The sequence below is a fragment of the Pyxidicoccus sp. M15 genome (genome assembly GCF_056858435.1).
Genome location: NZ_CM166495.1, coordinates 11,440,154 through 11,464,530 on the forward strand (window position 1 = coordinate 11,440,154; position 24,377 = coordinate 11,464,530).

The window sequence follows — 24,377 nt, forward strand, 5'->3', positions numbered from 1 at the left end:
ACGCCTTCTTCGGACCCAGGGCCGAGCGAAGCGACTCCGGTAGCGTTTGTTTCACATCAGACAGCACCCGTCACGACGGGGCACGGCGAACACTCACGTCTTGTTCTGCCGCGGCAATCCAGGGCTCGGTGGGACTCCCTCCACCTCCGTGGCTGGCCGGCCGCGTCATCTTCTCCAGACTCAAGCTGCAGGGCGGCCAAGCGTAGGTTGAGACAGGGTGCCCGCCCGGTGCGCAGGCCCGGGCGGGGCAGTGTGGCGATGACCGCGTTGGCGTTCAGATGCTCTCGGCACGTTGGCGTTCAGATGCTCTCGGCAAAGGACGCGGGCTCTCTTCCCGGGGGCGATTCCTCGGCGTCAGGCACGAGTCGCCGCGCCTCGGCCAGGTGCCAGTCCCGGTCCGAGGCCCCCAACCCGGCGAGCAGGCGGTGGGCGGTCGCCGCTTCCAGCGGCATCCCTAGGGCATTGGCCGCCCGCACGGCGGCCTCGAATTTCCGACGCGCGGCCCGAGGTCGTCCGGCAGCCAGAAGCAGCCGGCCCCGGAGCAGACGCGCCGTCGGCAGCGCCACCGCACAGGCTCCCGCACCGCGCTCCAGAGCCTGGCAGAAGCGTTGGGCAAAGCGCTCTAGACTCGCGGCGTTCGGTTCCCCCCTCGCCCTGGTCGCAAGCCACAGTTCAAGGAACGTTTCCGCCATGCCCGTGTAGCCATCCAACACCGTGATGCTGAGGGGCATCCGCAGCACCTGCTCCGCCTGCGCTTCGGCAATCCCCCGCGCCTGTACGAGATTGCCCCGCCGCAGCCATGCCAGGGACAGCGAGCCTGCGAGCGACGTGTCAGCCAGTGCATCCATGTCCCGGGGCAACGAGCCCAGAAGGTCCACCGCTTCGGCGACGCACCCCTTGCGGATGAGCACTCGCCCCATGTCCTCCTTCGCCCACCGAATCATCTGCTCGTCTTCGCGCTGACGTGCCGAGACCGCCAGCGACTCCACCAACGTCATTGCCTCCGCCAATCGCCGCTGGAAGATGAACAGGTTGAGCAACAGGAAGCGCGTCTCATCGGCCAGCCGCAGGTGCCCTAGGCCACCAAAGCCCGCGATCCCCTCCATCAGCGTGGGCTCCGCCTCGATGAAGCGGCCCGCCCCCAGCAGGTAGAGCGAAAATGACAACCGGGCCTCGAACAGCCCCTCCTGATCGTCAGCCTCCCGCGCGAGCGCCAGACTGGCCTCGTGGTAGGCATTGGCCACACCGTGCAGTGGCACCGAGCCCACCACCACCGTCAGCGCGGAGTAGGCCCGAGCCCGGAGGCTGGCCACGCCCGACCGATCCGCAAGGTTGGCCATTTGGAACAGGAGAAAGCCTAGCATCGGCATGTCCAGCGCGTAGTACGCAAGCAGTGCCAGATCCGAGCACGCCTCCGCAGCATCTACCAGGGACTCGGAGCCCCCGCGCCTCGATCTGCGGTTCCGCAGTCCTGGCAGCCATCCCACGAACTGTCGCACCACTCCGAGCAGCGTCCCCAGGACCAGCGCTCCTCGGCCCACGGCCACCGGGAAACCCATCAAACTCATTGCCCGAGACAAGTGGCACTGCGCCTCGTCCCGTCTGCCCAAGCACCGCAGCGCACGCCCCAACTTCCGCTCCCAGCGAGCAAGCCGCAGGGGTTCCACCCGTTCCGGGCCCTCCGCTTCCAACTCCAGCGCCTTGGAGAAGAAGCCCACTGCTTCGCGTGACGCCTGCACCGCCAGGGCATGGTCCCCCGCCTTCTCCAGCGCCTCCAACGCCTTGAGCCGCACGTTGGCGCGAATCCAGTGATAGGCCAGCAGCGGATGGAAGGCCGTCAGATCCTCCCCATGGGTGCGCTCGTACCAGCGTGCGACCTCTTCATGGAGTTGCCGACGCTGGGAGAAGAGCAGCAGGTTGTACGCCACCTCCTGCGTGATGACGTGTTTGAAGAGGTAGCTCTGCTCGGGCGTGGTCCCCAGCGGCAGGGCCAGATCCTGAGCGTGCAAGCGCAGCAGGTGCGCCTCCAACCGGTTCCGTTCCTCGGGCAGCGGGTGGACGCCCTCGAGCAGGCCCCGGCCGAAGGTGCGGCCAATGACACTCGCCGCCTTCAAGGTGAGTTGTTGCACCGTCGTCAACCGGTCGATGCGACTGGTAATGAGGCCTTCCAGCGTCGCGGGCAACCCCAGCGCCTCCAGACTCCCGGCGCCGGATGCCAGACGACACTCACCGCGCTCCATCAGGAGCAACCCGTTGTCACGCAGCGCGTGCGCGAGTTCCTCGCAGTAGAAAGGGTGGCCCTCGGCTTTCTGCTGGATGAAGGCGGCCACGTCCTCCTGTAACCGAGTCACCCCGAGCCTCGCGCACACCAGCGCGAGGACGTCTTCGCGCGACATCGCCGACAGCCGCAGCCGACGCGTGGAGGGCAGTCGACAGAAGGCCTCGAAGCTTGGCGACGGGCCATCCTGGAGGGGCCGTGTGGACAGCACCAGCAACCATCCCGGAACGTCGCGCGCCAGGCGCCGGAGCAACTCCCACGAGGACGAATCGAACCAGTGGCCATCCTCGAGAAGCAGCACCGAGGGCCCCGCCGCGCCGAGCAACCGCGCCATCAGCGACATCGTGGTGGACGCGCGCGCCTCGTCACGCAGTTGGGCGGTGCGCTCCGACTCCTGCAACGACAGCAGGAAGACGGGGTTCAGCAGCGGCGCGAGTTCCAACGCATCTGGAGTCTCGGCCAGTCGGGCCAGCAACGCAGCGCGGCGCACATCTGGAGGCGTGGAGGGGGCGAGGCCAAGCCACGCAGTGAAAACGGAACGCCAAGCGTAGTAGACGGTGGCGCTCTCCGCCGCGTCTCCTCTGCCTGACAGCAAGCGAAGCCCACGCGTGCGCGCACCCTCCGCCACGTACGAGAGGAGCCGAGACTTGCCGATGCCTGCCTCGCCCTCCACGACCAGGGTGCATCCCTGCCCCCGACAGAAGCCGTCCAGCGCCGCATCCACGACAGCGCGCTCCTCGGCCCGTCCCACCAGGGACTCCGCCATGCGGTCAGCGCGAGTCTCCGTGGTGCCCCCGGGCCGGAAGAGGGCGAGCGGCTCTGTCACCCCTTTGACCTTCACGGGAGGGAGGCGTTCGGCGCGGATGCGCTCGCCCATGGATTGAGCGGTGGCCTCGTCGAACAGGATGCCATCCCGAGCCTCCTGCATCAGCCGGGCGGCGAGGTTCACCGTGCGCCCCATCACCGCGTACTCATGCCGGAGGACACCCCCGCGCAGACCGCAACAAACCCGTCCGGTAGCGATGCCCGTGGACGTACGCAGTCCTAGAGACCGCAGCGCCTCGCGCGCCCGGAGCGCCGCCTTCACCGCCCGCGCCGCATCATCCACGTGCGCGCACGTGGGCAGTCCGAAGGCCGCCACCAGCACCAGTCCCTTGTCGTCCACCAGCAACTGGTTGACACTCCCTCCGAAGGCATAAATGGCCTCCTGCATCGCGCACACCGCGTCCGCGAGCCGAGGCAGCAGTCCTTCCGAGGCCGCCTCAGGCAGGCCGTCCAGCCGAAGGAAGAGCACCGTGGCCCGGCGCAGTTCCGCGAGCCACCGCTCCCCCACCTCCTGCGCTGCCCGCATCGCCCTGGACACAAAGGGCCGCAGCGCCGCCTCAGCCCCTGCCGGCAGCGGCGGTGGGGCCAGAGGGATGACCGGCACACGCGCCTGGACCGACGCTAGACGGACACCGCCTGCGGACAGGGCATCGCCTACGAGGTTCGCTCCCACGTGGAGCCAAGCAGACGCGGATAGCACTACGTCCCCCGGCGCGGTGATGCGCTCCACGTCGCGCAACTGGGTGAAGGGTTCGCCCCGCACCAGTACCTGCCACCGTCCGTGCACACCGCCCACCACCACCGCCTGCACCTCGCCCGCGCCCACCGCGACGCGCAGCGAGAGCGCAAGCTTCTGGAGGGCAGGGACACGCATCGCCTGTTGCAACGCAAGGCCGCACTCGGCCGCGCGCCGCACGCTCACCCCGAGCGATGCCTCGTCCTCCCGGGCAGGCCACAGCGCCAGCAGGGCATCCCCGGGAAAGTGGAGGAGATCCCCACCGTGGGCTGCGACGACCTCCACCAGGGGGGCGAACAGCTTTTCAAGCAGCCGCGACAACTCCTCCGCGCCCGCGGAGCCCTGCTGGGACAGGCGCTCAGTGAGAGGAGTGAAGCCAGACACGTCCGCTAGCAGCACGGCGGCAGGAAAGCATTCTGACTCGGGGCGGCTTGGGGGAACCGGCTGGAGCACCGCGCGGCGCACCAGAAGCGCCGGCACGCAAGGAATGAGCAACTCGGCAGTCTCCATGAAGTGCCTTGTCAGTCCTTTGGCCTCGACAACCGCCTAGGATAGAACATACATCTCTTCATGGACCGTGTCTCTTGTCCCTGGAGCCTCTTCCGGGTAGGCGGTCCAAACTCCAAAATGCGCCCCCTTCCATCCCTGACGTTCCCATGGAATGGAAACCGAGCCCCGAGGCATGAACCGAGACCTGCGTGCCAGCTTCCATCCCCGATGAAGGAACGGATGCCGCAAGGGGATGGGGCCGGGCTGCTGCGCAGGACGTTCGCTCTGGACGTGTTCGCGTTCGCCAGGATTGGGTCAGGCGGCGAGTACCGTCGTACCTGACGGTTCCCGGTAGGGTACGTGCCATTGTGGAGCACTTGGAGTTGTCATGGCGGCCCGCGAAGCGGGCCCGGCACAGGGAGCACCGCGGTTGGCGTGGTGTCAGAGCCCCAAGCAACAGGTGCTCACAGGCCCGCCCCCCTGCCATCCCCTCCTGGGAGGACCGCCTGGCCAAGGGTGTGCGCCAAGGGGCTGCACGGTCCGTCCACCGACCTGGCATTCAGCCCAGGCTCCACCCGTCAGCGACCCTCCTCGGCTCCTGTGCTCCAGCGCTCCCCCCCAACCGGCCTCCTATTCGCCCTATGCGCTCCAGAGCATCGAGGCCATCAAGCGCGATGTGGCCGCCGGGCTCGGAGTGGCGACGCTATCGGCGGCGGCCGCAGCCAACGCGTTCGCATCCGGCCAGCTCGTCGAGCTCCCACGGGACGGTGGGACCTCGACGTCACGATGCACCTTGCATGGAACGAGGGGCGGTGGACGTCGCTCGCGCTGACCGCGTTCACGGATACGGCGCGCGAGGGTGCTGGGCGAGCGACCGAATCGGAAGAGAAGCGCCCGGAGCGCGACAGCGGACCAATGCGATGCAGCCGTGGGCCCCTCTTCCGAACTACGGCGCCGGCGAGCGCTGCCGCTCTGGCAAGGCCGACGCTTGGCCTTGACGGACCAGGGCCATGCGAGCCCCATTTCATGGTCATGGTCCTGTCATGATGCACAGGGGACGCCGTGCCTCGTGCATCATTTCCGCGCGGACCGGCTCTCCAAGGCTGGAACCCGTCTTCCCACAGGACCGACCGATGCGACTTCCGAAGCAATCATTGCTGCGCCCCGTAGTGGTGATGGTGGCGGCCCTCGCCGTGCTAGTGGCCGCGCCAGCGCGGGCGGCGGACGCTCCACGCGCGCAGGCGCCCGTCGAGCTGCCGGGCACACCCGCGGGACGGCAGGCCGCGGCGCTGCTCCAGGCGTTCAACGAGGGCGACGGCCGCAAGATGCTCACCTTCATCCAGGAGCACTACGCGAAGGCGACCCTGACCCAGCGCCCCGCCGAGGAGCACCTTGGCACGTACGGGGAGCTCTGGATGAACACGGAAGGGCTGACCCTCCAGAAGGTGGAGTCGTCGCGCGAGCGCACGGTCATCCTGGTGGCGAAGGACAAGCTGGCCGGTGAATCGGTGCGGCTGCAGGTCGATGTCGAGGCCAAGGCGCCGCACGGCATCACCGCCGTGAAGCCCCAGCCCATCGCGGGCGACAGCGGCCGTCCACTGAGCGACGAGGAGGTGGCCAAGGCCACGCAGGCCTACGTCGAGAAGCTGGCCGCGGCGGAGGCCTTCTCAGGGACGGTGCTCATCGCGCGGGGGGACAAGCTCGTCTATCAAGGGGCGTTCGGCCTGGCGAGCCGGGGCTTCCAGGTGCCCAACCGGCTGGACACGAAGTTCAACCTCGGCTCGATGAACAAGATGTTCACCGCCGTTGCCATCGCGCAGCTGGTCGAGGCCGGGAAGCTGTCGTTCCAGGACACGGTGGGAAAGGTGCTGCCGGACTACCCGAACAAGGCTGTCGCCGAGAAGGTGACCGTCCATCAGCTCCTCACCCACACCTCCGGGCTCGGCAACTTCTTCAATGACAAGTACGCCGCGGCGGACAAGAGCCGCCTGCGCGAACCCAAGGACTTCCTCCCGTTGTTCGTGGATGAGCCCCCCAGGTTCGAGCCAGGGGCGCGCTACAGCTACAGCAACTCCGGCTTCCTCCTGCTGGGGTTGCTCATCGAGAAGGCCTCCGGACAGAGCTACTTCGACTACGTGCGCGAGCACATCTACAAGCCCGCCGGCATGACGAACTCGGACTGCTACGAGGTCGACCGCGATCCGCCGAACCTCGCCGTGGGATACACGAGCCAGGGCCCGGGTGAGCAGGAGAGCACCAAGCGGGACTGGACCAACCTCTACCTCCACACGGCCAGGGGAGGCCCGGCCGGAGGCGGGTACTCGACGGTGGAGGACCTGTGGCGCTTCTCCCAGGCGCTCCAGGCGAACAAGCTGCTCGGCGCCAAGACCACGCAGCTCGTGACCACCGGCAAGGTGCAGCGCCGGCCCGAGGACAAGGACACCCGGTATGCCTACGGCTTCTTCGAGGAGCAGCTCCGGGGAGCCCGCGTCGTCGGCCATGGAGGCGGCTTCCCGGGCCTCAACAGCCAGCTCGATATCTACATGGGCAAGGGCTACACCGTCGCGGTGATGTCGAACCAGGACCCGCCGGCCGCCGAGCGCGTGGCCCAGCGCATCCGTACGCTGCTCCTCCGGTGAGCCGCCTCCGCCGCGTGTGTCAGCGGCCGGGGACCTGGGGGCCGAGCTCCTCGTAGGGCTGCACCACGACGAAGCCGTCCCCCTCGAAGTGCATCTGGAACGCCTCGCCGCTTCCCCGGCCCACCAGCGTCCGGAGGTTGATGTCTGTCTTCAGCTCGGGCTCCAGGTTGCCGGACCAGGCCACGGTGGCGTTGGGGTCCGTCACGACGGGCTTGCCCGGCCTGACGCGCAGGGTGAGCGGCTGGCCATGGCTGGTGATGGCCACCATCCCCTGCCCTTCCAGGCGCACGTTGAAGAGGCCGCCGGCCAACATCGCTCCCGCGCGGCGCATCATCCGGATGTCCCACTGGATGGGGTCCTCGAAGGCGAGCAAGTCGTTGCCGTTGACGCTCACCGCCTCGCCCTGCAGGCCGAGGATGGAAATGTTCTTGCCGGAGTCGGCCAGGTACACGCGCCCCACACCTTCCGCCTTGGTGAGATTGGTTCCCTCGCCGGTGAAGGAGCGCTTGAACCAGCGCCAGAAGCCGTGCTCGAAGGCGCCCTCGCGCCGGAACTTCACGCCGCCCTGGTAGGCCACCATGGACCCCGTCTTCGTCCACACCCGCCCGCGCAGGTTGACTTCGAGCATGTACTTGGACTCCAGCTCGAAGACGCCCTGGTTCTGGTCCTTCTGCGCGGTCTCCTGCACGAACTGCTCGAGCGAGTAGCGGCTCATCGTTCTCCCTGGCGTGAAGCCGCCATTACGCCTGAGCACCGTCGAGATTGCGAGTCCCGGAGCGCCCTCCGGACAGGTTCCCGGGGAGCCGTCGTCATCGGCCAACAGGGATGCGGCTGCGCCAGCCCGCTCGCGCTGAAGGAGCGTGGCGGCTGCCGCCCGACTCCTGCGGCTGCCTGGCCATGCGCGAAGCGGCGCTCGCCACCGACGCGGCGAGCGCCCTCTCGCGCAGTGCCCACGGGATTCCGACCGACGTGCACCACGCATGGTTTCGAGCGCCGCGCACTAGCCGTTTCCTCCCGCGGGCCTCACGTTGAACCTGGGTGCGACCCCCACATCCCCCGCAGTCCCCCAGGAGGCAGCCATGAGTGCAACCACCGTCGAGAGCCCCACCGCGAGCAACGGGGGAATCGACCTGAAGCTCGAGGCGGTGGTCATTCCGGTCTCGGACCTCGACCGTGCGAAGCAGTTCTATACGAGGCTCGGGTGGCGGCTCGACGCGGACTTCAGCAAGGGCAACTCCCGCGTGCTCCAGTTCACCCCGCCGGGCTCTCCGTGTTCGTTCCAGTTCGGCACGAGCCTCACGTCGGACGCGTCCTGCTCGACCCACAACCTGCTGCTGGTCGTCTCCGACATCGAGGCCGCGCGCAACGAATTGGTGGGGCGCGGCGTCCAGGTGAGCGAGGTGTTCCACTTCTCCGAAGGCCCCGCGCCCTTCGGCGACAAGGTCCGTGGCGCCGCGCCCGACCACCAGAGCTATGGCTCGTACGCTTCGTTCAGCGACCCGGACGGCAACACCTGGCTCTTGCAGGAAGTCACATCCCGGTTCCCCGGTCGGGTGGACCGCTCCCAGATGTCGTTCACATCCGCAAGGGACCTGGCAGGCGCGCTCCGGCGTGCCGCAGCCGCCCACGGCGAACACGAGAAGCGCATCGGCAAAGCGGACGAGAACTGGCCCGACTGGTACGCGCGCTACATGACGGCGGAGGAGTCCGGAGAGCAACTGCCGTCGTGAGCGGCGAAGGCGTGTTATCGGCGGCAGCGCGCCCGGGGAGAACTGAGCCATCAACACCCGCCGGGCGCCCTGAGCGCGCGTGCTCAGCTGTGCCGCGACCTGCTCGCTCGTGACGAGCACTGGCACCCTTCACAGGGGCGCTCTTGCCGTGCATGCCGCGTCCCTTCATCGTTGGCACCTCCATGCGCCAGGCTCTTTGTCCTCACGCGTCCTTCCGCCGCCTTCCACTCACGGGCCTCGTCCTCCTCCTGCTCGTCGGCTGCCGAGGCGGCGCGAGCGGGGCCCAGGCCCCCACACCCGACACCGCTCCTGACGGAGGCGTGCCGCGAGTCATGCTCCCAGGCGCGTCCACCACCGAGCCGGGTGCGCCTGCCTCGGCCCGGACGCGCGCCGACCTGGCGCGGACGCGCTGGAGGGAAGCGACCGCCGCCCGGCGCGAGGGCCACCTCGAGAAGGCCCGCGCGCTCGCGACGGAGGCACAGGACGCATGGCCGACCCAGGCGGCCTACGCTTACGGGCTCGCCGCGCTGTCCGCCCGCCTTGGCGACGCGGCCGCCACCGCGCGCTGGCTCGACGTGAGCGCCGACCTGGGGCTGGGTGTGGACCTCGCGCGTGACGACAGCTTCGCCAGGGTCCTCGACTCCGCCCCCGTCCGCGCCGCAGCCGAGCGGCTGGCCCGGAACCAGGAGCCGCGGGCACACAGCAGCGTGGCGTTCCGGCTCGACGAAGCGGACTTCTTCCCCGAGGGCATCGCCTGCGATGCACGGGGAGAGGCGTGCTACGTGACCAGCGTGAGGCACCGCAAGGTGGTGCGCGTCGGGCGCGATGGGCGGGCCACGCAGGTGGTGCCCCCGGGCCAGGACGGAGTGCTGGCGGCGCTCGCCGTGGCCGTGTCGCGGGACGGTCTCACGCTGTGGGTGACGTCGGCCGCCATTCCCCAGATGCAGGGCTTCACCCAGGCGGATGAGAACCTCGCCTGGGTTCACGCCTTCGACCTGCCGTCAGGCCGGCTCCAGCGGCGCCTCGGCTTCCCCGCCGGAACGGGGCCGCATGCGCCAGGGGACATCCAGGTCACCTCGAATGGAGAGGTGTTCGTCTCCGACAGCCAGCAGCCCGTGCTCTACCGGGTGCCGGTGACGGGTGACACGCTGGAGGTCTTCGCGAGCGACCCGCTGTTCCGGTCGCCGCAAGGGATGGCGGAGAGCGCGGACGGCCACAGACTCTACGTGGCCGACTACTCCCACGGCATCCTGGCCGTGGACAGGGCGAGCCGGAAGGTCTCCGAGGTCACACCGCCCGCCGGAGGTGCCACGGTGCTCGGAGTCGACGGACTGGCGCGTCACGGCGACGCGCTCATCGGAATCCAGAACGGGCTGCAGCCCGCCCGGGTCATCCGCATGCGACTCGACGAGGACCCGCTTCGAATCCGGGCCGTGGAGCTGCTCGACCGGCACCTTCCGGCGGCGGACCAGCCCACCAGCGGCGCGGTGGTCGGCGAGGAGCTGCGCTATGTCGCCAACAGCCAGTGGGAGCACTACGACGACGAAGGTCGGCTCCGGGACGGCGCGGCCCTGGCACCGCCGCTCATCCTCCGGCTCCCGCTGGGTGGTGCCTCACGGTAGGTGCCGGGCTCCAGGCAGCCCTGGCCCACACGTCCACCCGCTCGTCGCGGTTTGCCCCCTGCTCCTTCTCAATGGTCTGATGTCAGGTCGCCGTCACGCAGTCGTCGGGACACGGACTTCACGCAGCGGTTTGTCGTGAGGGGGGAATCCACATAATGCAGACCCAGGTTGCGGTAGCGACAGAGAGCCCGCCTCCGCCCGAAGGGGCCCGTTGCGCATTCCACCCGCGGCACACCGCGAAGCAGATCTGCGAGCGCTGTGGGACGTTCACCTGCTGGCGCTGCTACGAATTCTGGGAGCGAGGCCAGGCGCTCTGCCGCCCCTGTATCGCGAGCACGCCCTTCCTCGCGGACCGCCGCACCCGGCTCGTGGCGGCCTTCACCGATGGCCTCATCGTCATCCTCCCCATCTTCCTGGCGGCGCTGACAGGCTTCGCCATCCGCCGCGCCAATCCGGGGATGGAGCCCATCTCCCCTCTCCTCGCCTTCATCGGAGTGGGGGCGGTGCTCTGCACCCAATTCGTGTTCCTCGTCCGGCACGGACAGAGCATCGGCAAGCGCTACATGGGCATTCGCGTGGTGCGTGCGGATGGCCAACCCGCCTCGGTGTTGCGCATCATCCTGCTGCGCAACGTCGCGGTGTACCTGATTGGACTCATCACCGGCGCGCTGATCCCCGGCGTCTTCGGCCTCGTGGACATCCTCTTCATCTACGGAGGCAAGCGCCGGTGTCTCCATGACTTCATCGCCGGCACCGTCGTCGTGAAGGTCCCACCCGCGACAAGCAAACCCTCCGACCTCGACTGACGCCCCCAATCCCCGGAGTACCTCCTTCCTGGCAGGCACGCATCAGAAGGATGGGGGCGTGTTGAAGGGGACCCGAAATGGCCGCGGTTCGTTCTACGCGGTCAGTCCCACAGGACCTGCACGGGCGTCGCGCTGTACTCCAGCACTCCGCCGTTTCCGAGAATGCCGTACTCACCGATGCCCCAGGACCAGAGGGTGCCGTCGGAGAGCCGCGCGAGCGAGCCCCACGCGCCCGCGGTCACCGCGACGACTGGGGACTGAAGCCCGGAGACAGTCACAGGCAGGGGGTGACTGACAATGTCCCCACTCCCCAGCTGACCGTAGACGTTGTGGCCCCAGGCGAGGACCGTCCCATCGGAAAGCCGTGCGAGCGCGTGCGCGCCGCCAGCCGCCACGGAGACGACACGACGAGGCCCGGAGAGTCCGGAGACGGGCGCGGGCTGGAAGCGGGAGGTCATGGAGCCATCACCCAGCTGTCCGTAGGAGTTGTCGCCCCAGGCGAGAACGGTGCCATCATCGAGGAGCGCGAGCGAGAAGTGGGAGCCCGCGGCCACCGCGACAACGCCGCTGAGCCCGGGGACTTGCGCGGGCTGGCGTCTAAGGGTGGGGGTGTCATCGCCCAACTCACCGTGGAGGTTGCGGCCCCAGGACGAAACGGTGCCATTGGCGTGAAGCGCGAGCGCGTGGTCAATGCCCGCCGCCACCGAGACGACGCCGGTGAGCCCGGGGACCTGCACGGGCTGAAGGCGAGTGCCGGTGGCATCAATCCCCAACTGGCCAAGGTCGTTGCGTCCCCAGGCCTTGACGGTGCCGTCGGCCAGCAGCGCGAGCGAGTACCCGTTGCCGGCGTCCATTGCGACGACACCGCCAAGGCCGGAGACCGGCGCCGGGTTGAGCCGACCGGCGGAGTAGGTGCCATCCCCCAGCGCGCCGGCGGAGTTGCTGCCCCAGGCCCAGACGGTGCCATCGAAAAGCAGTGCGAACGAGTGGTGGAAACCAGCAGTCAGCGAGACGACGCCGGTGAGCCCGGGGACCTGCACGGGCTGGAGTCGGTGGGTGGTGGTGCCGTCTCCCAGCTTGCCGTAGCTGTTGCTGCCCCAGGCCCAGACGGTGCCATCGGAGCGCAACGCCAGCGAGTGGAAGTAGGTGGAGGCCTGGATGACCGGGCTGCCGCCCAGCGGCTGCGACGCCGTGCCCAGCGCCTGGGGAATGGCCCGCGGCTCCTCGGCACCGCAGCCCACCCATACCAGCAAGGCACTGACAAACACACACCGCCACCAACTGCTTGTTTTCAGGTTCATTGGAATCCTTTACGCCCTGGTTTTCGCCACCATCAAATCGCTACGCTCCGGTGCTCGAGCCGCCCTCCAACCGGAGCAAGACCATGAATGGGAAGTCGACTGACGCAGTCCGGATGCTCGCCATCGCCGTGCTGACCTGGGGCGCATCCGCCTTCGCCCAGGCGCAATCCTTTACACTCATTCCTCCCTGCGCGCCGGGGTATTGCGGCGCCTCGAGGAATGGCGGACTGGTCTCGAAGCCGACGGGCGCCATCAGCGAGGAGCAGTACCTCGAGCTCGACGTGGAAGCGACCCCGCTCCTCCAGTCCAACATCGAGCACCTCGCCGTCAGCGCCTTCTCCTACGCCCAGCCCTTCACGTCGACCGGCGCCTTCAGCACCGGTGCGCCGGGTGGAGGCATTGGCATCGCGCTGGGCCAGATCGACCACGCCTATCACGCGACATGCGCCCCGGACCCCTATGACACCATGGTCGAGTTCGCCATCGAGCGGTTCGCGTGGAACGACACCAGCGCCTCGGAAATCAAGCACTGCGTGTCGTTCAGCAAGGCCGCCCTCAACGGAGTGTCGCGGCTCAGGCTCGGCATCTTCGTCCGGTGCGTAGGCACGACGTGCAACGCCTCGGCGACCGTGGAGAACGCGGCCACCTTCGCGCTGCTGGGCTCGGTGTCGGAGACTGGCATGACGCTCGCGAACTCCACCAACACGCGCCGGCCCTGGTACGCGGTGACCAACTTCACCCCTGATGCGGTCAACTACGGCGCCTGGGTCCAGGTGCGCGCCGAGATGTACGTGCCGCACTTCTAGGCGCGAGCGAAGCCCGGCCCGCGCGATTGAATGGTGACGCGCCTTTCGCGTCGGTGGGGCGTCGAGCACGCGAGGGAGGAAGCAGGACATGGCTGACGCCAGGGGGACGCCGGATTGGCAGACGCGGCTGCGGGAATCCAACCAGCGACGGCTGGGCCATGGTGTCCTGCTGCTCATCTGGTGCGCCATCGGCGTCGCGGGCGCGAAGCTCATGATGGATGTGCTCGTCGCGGTGCTCCAGGTGCTCGTGGACCCCGTGCCCATGGGGAGCCGGCATTCGATGACGAACGTCCCGGCCGTGGGGCTGGTGCTCGGTGGACTGCTGCTGGCCGCCGTGCTGACGGGCTGGCTGTGGGTGGGTTTCCGCTTCGCGTGGTTCCTCCTGCGCTCGGTCCTGGGCGAGGACCAGCTCGCGATGGACTCGAAAGGCGTGACGTGGCGACGGTGGCTGCCCCCCTGGAGCCAGGTGCACTACCTGCCGTACTCCGACGTGGCGGCGTTTCCCGACAGAGTGGGGGACGTCATGGCGCTGCTGCACACCGGGGAGACCGTCGTGCTGGCGACGCGGGGAACGGTGCCGGAGCTCGAGGCGCTGCGGAAGCGACTGCGTGGACTCTCCGAGCTGGGCGCCACGCCCGCGGTGCTCACGGAGTGCGTCCCGAAGGGCCGCGAAGCAGTGTCGGTTTCCGGCAGAGGGGTGGTGCTTCGCCTCGACCGGAGAGACCTGAGCAATCGCGCCTGGGTCCTGGGCGGCGTGGCGCTCCTGCTCGGAGCCTCAGCGGCCGTCGTGATGTGGCGACAGGGCATCGACGGAGCCAGTGTGGAGGGACCGCTGCTGGCGGTGGCCCTGACGGGACTCGCTTGCTGGGTGGGCCTGAAGGCGTGGCCTTCCTTCCAGTCACGGTGGGAGTGGGAGGTCCGGCCGAAAGTCCTCGACAGGGTCCGGTACCGGATTGGACGTCCCGAGCGTGTGAGCCACCGCGCGAAGTCGCTCGAGGTGCGGCGGGACGAGTCCGAGGATTTCGGAGAGTCGTTCTCCTTGTGGCTGCACACGTCCAAGGGCGCCGTGAGGCTGGAGAAAGGCTGGTTGCTGCCGGAGCTCATCGACCACCTGGGGCAGTGGCTCGCTCATCGCCTCGAGGTCCGCCTGGATCGACGCGCCATCCTGGACAGCCTGCCCAAGAGCAAGCCCTCGCGGCGGCGCCGCACGGAGTGAAGTCGGTGCGATGAGAGTCCACGTTCTGAGAACCCGTTAAAGCTCGCGTCGCACAGGGGTTGCGTCCCCACTTCCCCCCTCACCGTCAGCCCTTATTGGCCGGATTACACCGTCGTTCCCGCGCACCCCGCCAACCATGGCCTTGGCAACTGGATGACAGTAGAAGTGCCCGCGGTTTCGATGAGGGGATGAGGGGCACGCATGTCCAAGGCGCGGCAGAAGCAACCATTCCAGCTTCCGGAGTTCTACGTTCCCTGGCCGGCGCGCCTGAATCCGCACCTCGAAGCAGCCCGGGTCCACACCAAGGCGTGGTCCTACGAGATGGGCATCCTGGGCCCGCCGCGCGACGGGACGGACCGCGAAATCTGGTCCGAGCGCCGCTTCGACGGCATGGACTTCGCGCTGCTCTGCGCCTACACGCACCCGGAGGCGCCGAGCCTGGAGCTGGACCTCATCACGGACTGGTACGTCTGGGTCTTCTACTTCGACGACCACTTCCTGGAGGTCTACAAGCATCCGCGCGACATCACCGGCGGCCAGGCGTACCTGGACCGGCTGCCGCTGTTCATGCCGCTGGACATGTCCCAGACGCCGCCGGAGCCCACCAACGCGGTGGAGCGCGGGCTGTGGGATTTGTGGAAGCGCACCGTGCCCACCATGTCCATGGACTGGCGCCGGCGCTTCTTCGAGAACACCAAGCACCTGCTCGACGAGTCGATGTGGGAAATCGTCAACATCAGTGAAGCGCGCATCTCCAACCCCATCGAATACATCGAGATGCGCCGCAAGGTCGGTGGCGCGCCCTGGTCCTCGGACCTGGTGGAGCACGCCGTCGCCGCGGAGATTCCCGCCCGCGTCGTGAAGAGCCGGCCGATGCGCGTCTTCAAGGACACCTTCTCCGACGCGGTCCACCTGCGAAACGACCTGTTCTCCTACGAGCGCGAAATCCTGGAGGAGGGGGAGCTCTCCAACGGCGTGCTGGTGGTGGAGAAGTTCCTCGACTGCGACACCCAGCGCGCGGCCGACCTGGTCAATGATTTGCTGACGTCCCGGCTCCAGCAGTTCGAGAACACCGCGGCCACGGAGCTGCCCTGGCTCTTCGCGGAGTACGGCCTCAACCCGGTGGAGCAGGGCCAGGTGCTCACGTACCTGCGCGGCCTCCAGGACTGGCAGTCCGGCGGTCACGAGTGGCACATGCGCTCCAACCGCTACATGAACAAGCACACGGAGCAGCGCGCGGAGTTCTCGCTCCCGCTGCCCTCCGGCCTGGGCACCTCCGCCCTGCGCCTGCCGCTGACGGCCGGCGCGCTGGGCCTGGGGCCCCGCGCGAAGTCCTTCAGCCACGTCCCCCGCCAGCACGTGGGCCCGGTGAAGCTGCCGGAGTTCTACATGCCGTACAGCACGTATCTCAGCCCCCACCTGGAGCGCGCGCGCAAAAACTCCAAGGACTGGGCGCGCGGCGTGGGCATGCTGGACTCGCTGCCCGGCGTGGGGCTCTACATCTGGGACGACCACAAGTTCGACGTGGCGGACGTGGCCCTCTGCGGCGCGCTCATCCACCCGGATGCGACGCCGGAGCAGCTGGACCTCACGGCGTGCTGGCTGGTGTGGGGCACCTACGCGGACGACTACTTCCCCGCCCTCTATGGGAACACGCGCGACATGCCGGGCGCGAAGGTGTTCAACGCCCGCCTCACGCAGTTCATGCCCGACGACGTCGCGGCGCCCAACCCCGCGGTGCCCACCAACCCGGTGGAGGCGGGCCTGGCGGACCTGTGGAAGCGCACGGCCGGCCCGCTCACCCCGCGCGGCCGCACGCTGTTCCGCAAGGCCATCCAGGACATGACGGAGAGCTGGGTCTGGGAGCTCAACAACCAGATGCTCAACCGCGTGCCGGACCCCGTGGACTACGTGGAGATGCGCCGCAAGACGTTCGGCTCGGACCTCACCATGAGCCTGTCGCGGCTCTCCAAGGGGGATGCCGTGCCGGAGGACGTCTTCAACACCCGCACGCTGCGCGGGCTGGAGAACTCCGCGGCGGACTACGCCTGCTTCGTCAACGACATCTTCTCCTACCAGAAGGAGATTGAGTTCGAGGGCGAGCTCAACAACTGCGTGCTCGTGGTCCAGAAGTTCCTGGACGTGGACAAGGACGCGGCGGTGCTCGTGGTCAACGACCTGATGACCGCGCGCATGAAGCAGTTCCAGCACCTGGTGGCCACGGAGCTGCCGGTGGTCATCCGCACCTTCGGCCTGGATGCGAAGGCGCAGGAGAAGCTGAACAAGTACGTGGAGCAGCTCCAGCAGTGGATGGCGGGCATCCCCCGGTGGCACGCGGCGGTGGACCGCTACAAGGAGTTCGAGCTCATCGGCGCTGCGACGCCCAAGCTCAAGACCGGCAACCTCTCCGGCCTGGGCATGTCCGCGACGCGCGTCGTCGAGCTGTTCCGCGGCGGCAGGTCCTGAGTCCCAACGGCAGTGCGCAGACTTCCTGATTCTTCAAACCTGAAGGGTGAACCATGTCCAACGACCCGAAGAAGCACGACGACAACAACCTGAGCCTTGGAACCCTGGCGGCCCGCCAGCTGGCGACGACGACCAAGTCCGAGCCGCAGATGCAGGGCATCTCCTCGCGGTGGCTGCTCAAGCTGCTGCCGTGGGTGCAGGTGTCCGGCGGTACGTACCGCGTCAACCGCCGCATGACGTACGCGGTGGGCGACGGCCGCGTCACCTTCACCAGCACCGGCGCCAAGGTGCAGGTCATCCCGCAGGAGCTGGGCGAGCTGCCCCTGCTGCGCGGCTACGAGGACGTGGACGCGCTGACCGCGCTGGCCAACCGCTTCGTGCAGAAGGAGTACAAGGCGGGTGAGGTCATCACCGAGGCCGGCAAGGAAGCGGACTCCATCGTCCTCATCGCCCACGGCAAGGTGAACCGCATCGGCACCGGCAAGTACGGTGAGCCGCTGGTGCTGGAGACGCTGGCGGACGGCGACCACTACAGCTACCAGGCGCTGCTGGAGTCGCAGGACTACTGGCAGTTCACCGCGAAGGCCGTGACGCCCGTCATCGCGCTCATCCTCCAGCAGTCCGCCTTCGAGGCGGTGGTGGCGCAGGTGCCGTCGCTCCAGAAGCACATCGAGGACTTCAAGGCCCGCTCCCGGAAGAAGCAGGACACCTCCGGCCAGAAGGCCATCGAGCTGGCGTCCGGCCACCACGGCGAGCCCGTGCTGCCCGGCACCTACGTGGACTACGAGACGCACCCCCGCGAGTTCGAGCTGTCCGTCGCGCAGACCGTCCTGCAAATCCACACGCGCGTCGCGGACCTCTTCAACGACCCGATGAACCAGACCCAGCAGCAGCTGCGGCTGACCATCGAGGCGCTGAAGGAGCGCAAGGAGCACGAGCTCATCAACAACCGCGAGTTCGGCCTGCTGCACAACGCCGACCTGAAGCAGCGCATCCACACCCGCTCCGGCGCGCCGACCCCGGACGACATGGACGAGCTGCTGGCCACGGTGTGGAAGGAGCCGTCGTTCTTCCTGGCCCACCCGCGCGCCATCGCCGCGTTCGGCCAGGAGTGCAACAAGCGCGGCATCTACCCCACCAGCATCGACGTGAACGGGAACATGCTGCCCGCGTGGCGCGGCATCCCCATCTTCACCTGCAACAAGCTGCCCATCAGCGAGTCGCGCACCACCGCCATCATGCTGATGCGCGTGGGGGAGAAGAACCAGGGCGTGGTCGGCCTGCACCAGGCGGGCATCCCGGATGAAATCGAGCCCAGCCTCAACGCCCGGTTCATGGGCATCAACGAGAAGGCCATCATGAGCTACCTGGTCACCGCGTACTTCTCCGCGGCGGTCCTCACGCCGGACGCGCTCGGCATCCTGGAGAGCGTGGAGCTGGGCCGCTCGTAGTCCCACGTCCTCACGGAATCGGAAGGCGCTTACATGACGAATCCAGACAAGGACATGGCCGCGCACGAGGGCACCAGCCTGAGCACGCTCGGGGCCCGCCAGCTCGCGACGACCACCAAGACGCAGCCGATGATGCAGGGCATCTCGCCCCGGTGGCTCCTGCGGGTGCTGCCCTGGGTGCAGGTGTCGGGCGGCACATACCGCGTCAACCGCCGGCTGACGTACACCGCGGGCGACGACCGCCTGAACTTCAGCAACATCGGCGTCAAGGTGGAGGTCATCCCCCAGGAGCTGCTCAAGCTGCCGCTGCTGCGGGGCTTCGAGGACGTGGATGACCTGCTCATCCGCACCCTGGCCAGCCTCTTCACCCAGCAGCACTTCAAGCCGGGAGACACCATCGTGGAGGCGGGCAAGCCCGCCGAGCACGTATTCCTCCTGGCGCACGGCAAGGCGCAGAAGCTGACCGCGGGCAAGTACGGCGACCCCGTCGTGCTGGACACGCTGGCGGACGGCGACCACTTCGGCGACCAGGCGGTGGTGGAGTCGAACGACGTGTGGTCCTTCACCGTCAAGGCCGTCACGCCCTGCACGGTGATGGCGCTGCCGCAGGCGGCGTTCGAGGCCCGCATCCTCCAGTCCCCGGCGCTGAAGGCGCACGTGGACCGCTACCGGGCCAATCTGAAGAAGCCCCAGGACAAGGCAGGCCAGGCGGCCATCCCCCTGACGGCGGGCCACCACGGCGAGCCGGTCATCCAGGGCGGCTTCGTGGACTACGAGCTGAAGCCGCGCGAGTACGAGCTGAGCGTGGCGCAGACCATCCTGCGCGTGCACACCCGCGTCTCCGACGTCTTCAATGACCCGATGAACCAGACGCAGGAGCAGCTGCGGCTGACCATCGAGGCGCTGAAGGAGCGCAAGGAGTACGAGCTCATCAACAACACGGAGTTCGGCCTGCTGCACAACGCCGACCTCAAGCAGCGCCTCAACACCCGCTCCGGCCCACCGACTCCGGACGACCTGGACGAGTTGCTGACGCGCCGCCGCAAGACGCGCTACCTCCTGGCCCACCCGCGCGCCATCGCGGCGTTTGGCCGGGAGTGCAACAAGCGCGGCCTCTACCCGACGGTGGTGGAGGTGATGGGGCACAAGATGCAGGCATGGCGCGGGGTGCCCATCCTCCCGTGCGACAAGCTCCCCATCAGCCGGGAGAACACCACCGCCATCATCGCGATGCGCACCGGGCAGGACGACCAGGGCGTCGTCGGCCTGCACAACGCCGGCATTCCCGACGAGGTGGAGCCGAGCCTCACGGTGAAGCGCATGGCCATCACCGAGCAGGCCATCACCCAGTACCTGGTGAGCACCTACTACTCCGCCGCCGTGCACGTCCCCGACGCGCTGGGCGTGCTGGAGAACGTGGCGCTCGGCGGCTGAGGCGCTCGCCCCGGGCCGGGGCAGGGGCCCGGGCGTCCTGGCTGTCTCGACACCTCGCGGCCTGGGGTGGCCCTCGCGCCAGGCCCCCCCCTCGCCGCCTCCACATCCAGAGGCCCAGGGGAGGACAGCGGGCTCTGACGTCCAAGGTGTCCACCATGTCCTGGCGCATCGTCCTCGTCTTCATCCTCTCGCTGCTGTCCCCCCAGGCGGTGGCCCAGGAGGCGCGTCCGGCTGAAAAGTCCGTGCTCCTGCTCATTCCCGAGGATACGGCGCTGCCCGCCATGGCGATGCTCGTCGCCAGCCTCCGCTCCTCCTTGTGGGAGGCCCAGGGCGGCCACGTCACCCTGGATGTCGAGAGCCTGGATCTGGGTTGGGCCCGCGGGCCCGCCTACACCCACGCCCTGCATACCTGGTATCTGGCCAAGTACCGGGAGCGCCGGCCGGATGCCGTCATCGCCTTCCGCTCCGACGCCATCCAGTTGGCCCTGCAGCTGCGCCGGGAGCTGTGGCCGGATATCCCGATGATTGTCCTCTCCGAGGACGCGCGGCTCTGGGAGCAGCAGCCTCGCCAGGAGCGGGTGGCGGGCCTCTGGCTGCATTTTGACGTGCGAGCCACCGCGGAGCTGGCCCTGCAGCTGCTGCCTGGCACACGGAGGCTGGCGCTCGTCAACGGCGCCAGTCGCTGGGAGCGTGCGCAGCAGGAGCAGATGGTGCGAGAGCTGCAACCGTTGCTGGCGCAGCGGGGGCTGGAGCTCATCGACCTGAGCAACCTGCCGCTGGCCGAGCTGCTCCAGCGCGCGAGGACCCTGCCGGACGACACCACGGTCCTCGCCTTCAGCTTCATGACCGATTCCAGCGGGAGACCCTTCGTGGGGCGCGAAATCGCACGCATGTTGCTCTCCGCCAGCAACCGGCCCTGCTTCACCCTCCACGAGACTGTTTTGGGGCTGGGGTTCGTTGGCGGAGCGCTCGTCAGCTACGAGGCCGTGGGCCACCAGCTGGGAGTGCTCACCTCCCGCGTGTTGCACGGAGCGCAGGAGGAGTTCCTCGCGCCCCTGAAGCCGGCCTCCGTGGACACGCTGACGGTCGACGCCCGCGCGCTGCGGCGCTGGGACATCCCCCGTGAGCGGGTGCCTGCCGGGGTGCGGCTCGCCTTCGACGAGCCCACGCTCTGGGAGCGCTCCCGCTGGTGGGTCCTGGGAGCCCTGACCATCAGCGGCCTGCAGGCGCTGGTGGCCGGGGGGCTCGTGGTGGAGCGCCGCCGCCGGATGCGTGCCCAGGCCGAGCTCCTCGAGCGCCAACGCCTGGAGAAGGTCGCGGAGGTGGAGGCACGTCGAACGCTGGATCAGCTCGCCCACGTGAGCCGGGTGGCCGCCCTGGGCGAGCTGGCCGCCTCACTGGCCCATGAGCTCAACCAGCCCCTGGCCGCGATTCTCAGCAACGCCCAGGCCGCACGCCGCCTGCTGAGCGCCAGCCCCGTGGCGCTGGACGAGGTGCGAGAGGCCCTCGGGGACATCATCTCCGACGACCAGCGCGCGGGCGAAGTCATCCACCGCATGCGCGGGCTGCTCAAGCGGGGCGAGCCCCGGCAGGAGCTCCACTCACTCAATGACCTGGTCCGCGAGGTGGCGCGCCTTCTGGCCAACGACACGCACCTGCGCGGTGCGGACCTGCGGCTGGTGCTGGCCCCGTCGCTGCCCGCCGTCCAGGGGGACGGAATCCAGCTCCAACAGGTGGTGCTCAACCTGCTCGTCAACGCCATGGATGCCATGGCCGCCGTCCCCGCGGGCCAGCGCCAGCTGCAGGTCCGCACCGCCTCGCCCGTCACGGGGCAGGTGGAGCTGAGCGTGCAGGACTCGGGAGGAGGGATAGAGCCGTCGCGGCTGGCCCTCATCTTCGAGCCCTTCTACTCCACCAAGGAGCACGGGCTGGGCATGGGGCTGTCCATCAGCCGCTCCATCGTCGAGGCGCACGGCGGCCGCCTGCATGCCGAGAGCCCTCCCGGGCAGGGCGCTCTGTTACGGTGCGTGCTTCCCGCGGCCCACACGGAGTCCTCGCCATGACGCAAGCTCCCGCCACCATCTTCCTCGTGGACGACGATGAGTCGGTGCTGCGAGGACTGGGGCGGCTGCTGCGGGCCGCCGGCCATGCCACGAAGCCCTTCGCCTCGCCCTCCGAGTTCCTGGCCCAGCTGTCCGGGGACACGCCGGGCTGCGCGGTGCTGGACCTGCGGATGCCGGGGCTGAACGGGCTGGAGCTGCAGCAGGCCATGGAGTCGAAGAACTGCCACCTGCCCGTCATCTTCATCTCCGGCCACGGGGACGTGCCGGCCAGCGTCAGGGCCATGAAGGCCGGCGCCGTGGACTTCCTGCTCAAGCCCTTCGATGAGCACCAGGTGCTGGGAGCCATCTCCCAGGCCTTGCTCAAGGACGCGGCGGCCCGCGCCGGCCGCGCGGAGACAGCCGCGCTGCAGGCCCGTCATGCCGTCCTCACCTCTCGCGAGCGCGAGGTCTGCGCGCTGGTGGCCCAGGGGCTGACCAACAAGGAGGTCGCCCAGCGGCTGGGCACCACCGAGAAGACCATCAAGGTGCACCGCGCCCGCGTCATCCAGAAGCTGGACGTGGACTCGGTGCCGGAGCTGGTGCGGTTCGTGGACCGGCTGGGCCTGGGCTGAGCCCGCTGTGTAAGCACTAGGTCCAATAGCCATGCGCCGTCACCCGGAGTAGAGGTGGCCGCGCTGAGGTGGACCGGAACCTGTTCTGTCTACAGCGTGCAGGTCGGGCTCACCCCGAGGAAGATTCATGTCACATCTGATTTCGAGCTGGCGCACGGCGCCAGTCGCCGCATTGCGCGCCGGATTGGTGCTTGGACTGGTCGCCAGCACCCTCGCGGCTTGTCGCAAGAATGAGCCGCCGCCCGACGTACCGCCGGTGGCCCGCAACGTCACCCTGGAGACGGTGGAAGACACGCCCCTCGAGGTGAACCTGCCGGCCAGCGGCAACGGGGCAATCACTTTCACCATCGTCGACGCACCGGACCACGGCACGTTGAGTGAGCTGCGCGCCAATGGCGCCATCACCTACACCCCCGGCGCCGACTACCATGGCGAAGATACGCTCATCTTTCGTGCCACCAACAGCAAGGGCCAGAGCGCCCAGGGCACGGTGACCCTCACCATCACCCCGGTGAACGACACGCCCACGCTCTCCCCGGTGGCCAACCAGACTCTCGCCGAGGACAGCTCGACCGGTCCCCTGGCCTTCACCGTGGGCGACGTGGAGACCCCCGCCGACGGCCTCGTGGTCACCGCCACGTCCTCCAACACCGCCCTGGTGCCCAACGCCCCCAGCAATCTCGTCCTCGGCTCCGGCGCCAGCCGCACCCTCGAGGTGGTTCCCGCTGCCAACGCCAGCGGCGCCACCACCATCACCCTCTCGGTGAGCGATGGCTCCGCCACCACCTCCACCACCTTCACGGTCGACGTCACGGCGGTGAACGACGTTCCCACCATTTCCCCGGTGGCCAACCAGAGCATCACCGCTGGCGGCTCCACCGGCGACCTGGCCTTCACCGTGGGCGACGTGGACACCGCCGCCGACGGCCTCGTGGTCACCGCCACGTCCTCCAATACCGACCTGGTGCCCAACGAGCCCGGCAACCTCGTCCTCGGCGGCTCCGGCGCCAGCCGCACCCTCAACGTCGTCCCCGCCGCCAGCGTCAGCGGCTCCACCACCATCACCCTCTCGGTGGGTGACGGCTCCGCCACCACCTCCACCACCTTCACGGTCGACGTCACCGGCCTTGCGAGCCTCTACTGGATGACCGCCGCCGGCTCGCTGTGGCGGGTCGACGTGAACGGCGCGAATGCCATGGAGCTCGCGACCGACCTCAGCGGGGGGGGTTCCATCGCCACCGACCCGGAAGCCCGTACCCTCTTCTACACGCGCGACAGCGCCATCGTTCGAGCGGACAGTGATGGGGCGAACCCGGTCGATATCGTGGCGAACGGAGGCTTCCCCAGCGGGCTGGCGGTCGATTCGACGAACAGCAAGCTGTACTGGTCCGATTTCAACGGAAGGCAGGTCATGCGCGCCGGGCTGGATGGCAGCAATCCCACGCCCGTCGTCGGCAGCCTCGATAGCCCCTCTGCCCTCGCGGTCGATGCCCCGAACGGCAAGGTGTATGTCATCACCTACAACAACACCCGGCTCGTACGCTTCAATCTGGATGGTAGCAACCTGGAGACCGTCGCTTCGAACCTGGGCGGCCAGGGCGTGGGCCTGGCGGTCGACTCGAGTGGAGGGAAGGTCTACTACTCGACCCGCGGCAACAGCATCTATGTCGCCAACCTGGACGGCTCCAACGTCACCCCCCTGGTGACCAACCAGAACACGGTGCACGGGATTGCCCTCGATGTCTCGGCCGGGCGGCTGTACTGGGCGGATTGGCTGGGTCAAGCGCTCCGGAGCGCCCAGCTGGCCGACGGCAGCGATATCCAGGGCGTGCACTCGGGCAGCAGCAGGAACCTGGGTCTGGCCTGGATGCCCGCGCCGTAACCACTGACTGATGCCCGCGCGA

Annotated in this window: 15 protein-coding genes; 12 read left to right on the forward strand and 3 right to left on the reverse strand. The window is 68.5% G+C overall.

The genetic code is table 11. The features are described 5' to 3' along the window. Window positions 1-299: 299 nt before the first annotated feature. Window positions 300-4,349 (reverse strand): AAA family ATPase, encoded by a 4,050-nt coding sequence (locus tag ACX9TP_RS42335; RefSeq protein ID WP_482976369.1) that lies wholly within the window; start codon window positions 4,347-4,349, stop codon window positions 300-302. Window positions 4,350-5,461: 1,112 nt separating this feature from the next. Here ACX9TP_RS42335 and ACX9TP_RS42340 point away from each other — a divergent pair. After that, window positions 5,462-6,967, forward strand: a complete 1,506-nt coding sequence (locus tag ACX9TP_RS42340) for a serine hydrolase domain-containing protein (protein ID WP_482976370.1) — start codon at window positions 5,462-5,464, stop codon at window positions 6,965-6,967. Between the two features lie 19 nt (window positions 6,968-6,986). Here the strand turns inward: ACX9TP_RS42340 and ACX9TP_RS42345 are convergent, their stop codons facing one another. Then, on the reverse strand, window positions 6,987-7,682 hold the full coding sequence (locus ACX9TP_RS42345; protein ID WP_482976371.1) for an AIM24 family protein: 696 nt from the start codon (window positions 7,680-7,682) through the stop codon (window positions 6,987-6,989). Window positions 7,683-8,046: 364 nt separating this feature from the next. On the opposite strand from ACX9TP_RS42345, the gene ACX9TP_RS42350 reads away from it, so the two are divergent. From ACX9TP_RS42350 to ACX9TP_RS42360, 3 genes are all read left to right on the forward strand, one after another. Then, complete coding sequence (locus tag ACX9TP_RS42350) at window positions 8,047-8,697, forward strand: VOC family protein (RefSeq protein WP_482976372.1); 651 nt, start codon at window positions 8,047-8,049, stop codon at window positions 8,695-8,697. 332 nt (window positions 8,698-9,029) lie between these two features. Then, complete coding sequence (locus tag ACX9TP_RS42355; RefSeq protein WP_482976373.1) at window positions 9,030-10,319, forward strand: SMP-30/gluconolactonase/LRE family protein; 1,290 nt, start codon at window positions 9,030-9,032, stop codon at window positions 10,317-10,319. A 155-nt stretch (window positions 10,320-10,474) separates the two neighbouring features. Next, the gene (locus tag ACX9TP_RS42360; RefSeq protein WP_482976374.1) at window positions 10,475-11,125 is read left to right on the forward strand and encodes an RDD family protein; all 651 of its coding nucleotides are present in this window, start codon (window positions 10,475-10,477) and stop codon (window positions 11,123-11,125) included. A 101-nt stretch (window positions 11,126-11,226) separates the two neighbouring features. Here the strand turns inward: ACX9TP_RS42360 and ACX9TP_RS42365 are convergent, their stop codons facing one another. Beyond that, window positions 11,227-12,393: an RCC1 domain-containing protein gene (locus ACX9TP_RS42365; protein ID WP_482976375.1), complete on the reverse strand. Its 1,167-nt coding sequence runs from the start codon at window positions 12,391-12,393 to the stop codon at window positions 11,227-11,229. A 116-nt stretch (window positions 12,394-12,509) separates the two neighbouring features. Here ACX9TP_RS42365 and ACX9TP_RS42370 point away from each other — a divergent pair, with 116 nt between their 5' ends. From ACX9TP_RS42370 to ACX9TP_RS42405, 8 genes are all read left to right on the forward strand, one after another. After that, entirely contained in the window at window positions 12,510-13,232 is a 723-nt protein-coding gene (locus tag ACX9TP_RS42370) for a hypothetical protein (protein ID WP_482976376.1), read from the forward strand. Between the two features lie 88 nt (window positions 13,233-13,320). Next, window positions 13,321-14,448 (forward strand): hypothetical protein, encoded by a 1,128-nt coding sequence (locus tag ACX9TP_RS42375; protein WP_482976377.1) that lies wholly within the window; start codon window positions 13,321-13,323, stop codon window positions 14,446-14,448. A 201-nt stretch (window positions 14,449-14,649) separates the two neighbouring features. Beyond that, window positions 14,650-16,914: a family 2 encapsulin nanocompartment cargo protein terpene cyclase gene (locus tag ACX9TP_RS42380; protein ID WP_482976378.1), complete on the forward strand. Its 2,265-nt coding sequence runs from the start codon at window positions 14,650-14,652 to the stop codon at window positions 16,912-16,914. Between the two features lie 53 nt (window positions 16,915-16,967). Further along, complete coding sequence (locus ACX9TP_RS42385) at window positions 16,968-18,365, forward strand: family 2B encapsulin nanocompartment shell protein (RefSeq protein WP_482976379.1); 1,398 nt, start codon at window positions 16,968-16,970, stop codon at window positions 18,363-18,365. Between the two features lie 33 nt (window positions 18,366-18,398). Further along, window positions 18,399-19,799 carry a family 2B encapsulin nanocompartment shell protein gene (locus ACX9TP_RS42390; RefSeq protein ID WP_482976380.1) on the forward strand — a complete coding sequence of 467 codons (1,401 nt, stop codon included), beginning with the start codon at window positions 18,399-18,401 and terminating at the stop codon, window positions 19,797-19,799. A gap of 155 nt (window positions 19,800-19,954) precedes the next feature. Next, the gene (locus ACX9TP_RS42395; RefSeq protein ID WP_482976381.1) at window positions 19,955-21,862 is read left to right on the forward strand and encodes a sensor histidine kinase; all 1,908 of its coding nucleotides are present in this window, start codon (window positions 19,955-19,957) and stop codon (window positions 21,860-21,862) included. After that, window positions 21,859-22,473 carry a response regulator transcription factor gene (locus ACX9TP_RS42400; RefSeq protein WP_482976382.1) on the forward strand — a complete coding sequence of 205 codons (615 nt, stop codon included), beginning with the start codon at window positions 21,859-21,861 and terminating at the stop codon, window positions 22,471-22,473. Before ACX9TP_RS42395 ends, ACX9TP_RS42400 begins: the two co-directional genes overlap by 4 nt. A gap of 127 nt (window positions 22,474-22,600) precedes the next feature. Next, window positions 22,601-24,355 carry an Ig-like domain-containing protein gene (locus ACX9TP_RS42405; protein WP_482976383.1) on the forward strand — a complete coding sequence of 585 codons (1,755 nt, stop codon included), beginning with the start codon at window positions 22,601-22,603 and terminating at the stop codon, window positions 24,353-24,355. Window positions 24,356-24,377 lie beyond the last annotated feature (22 nt).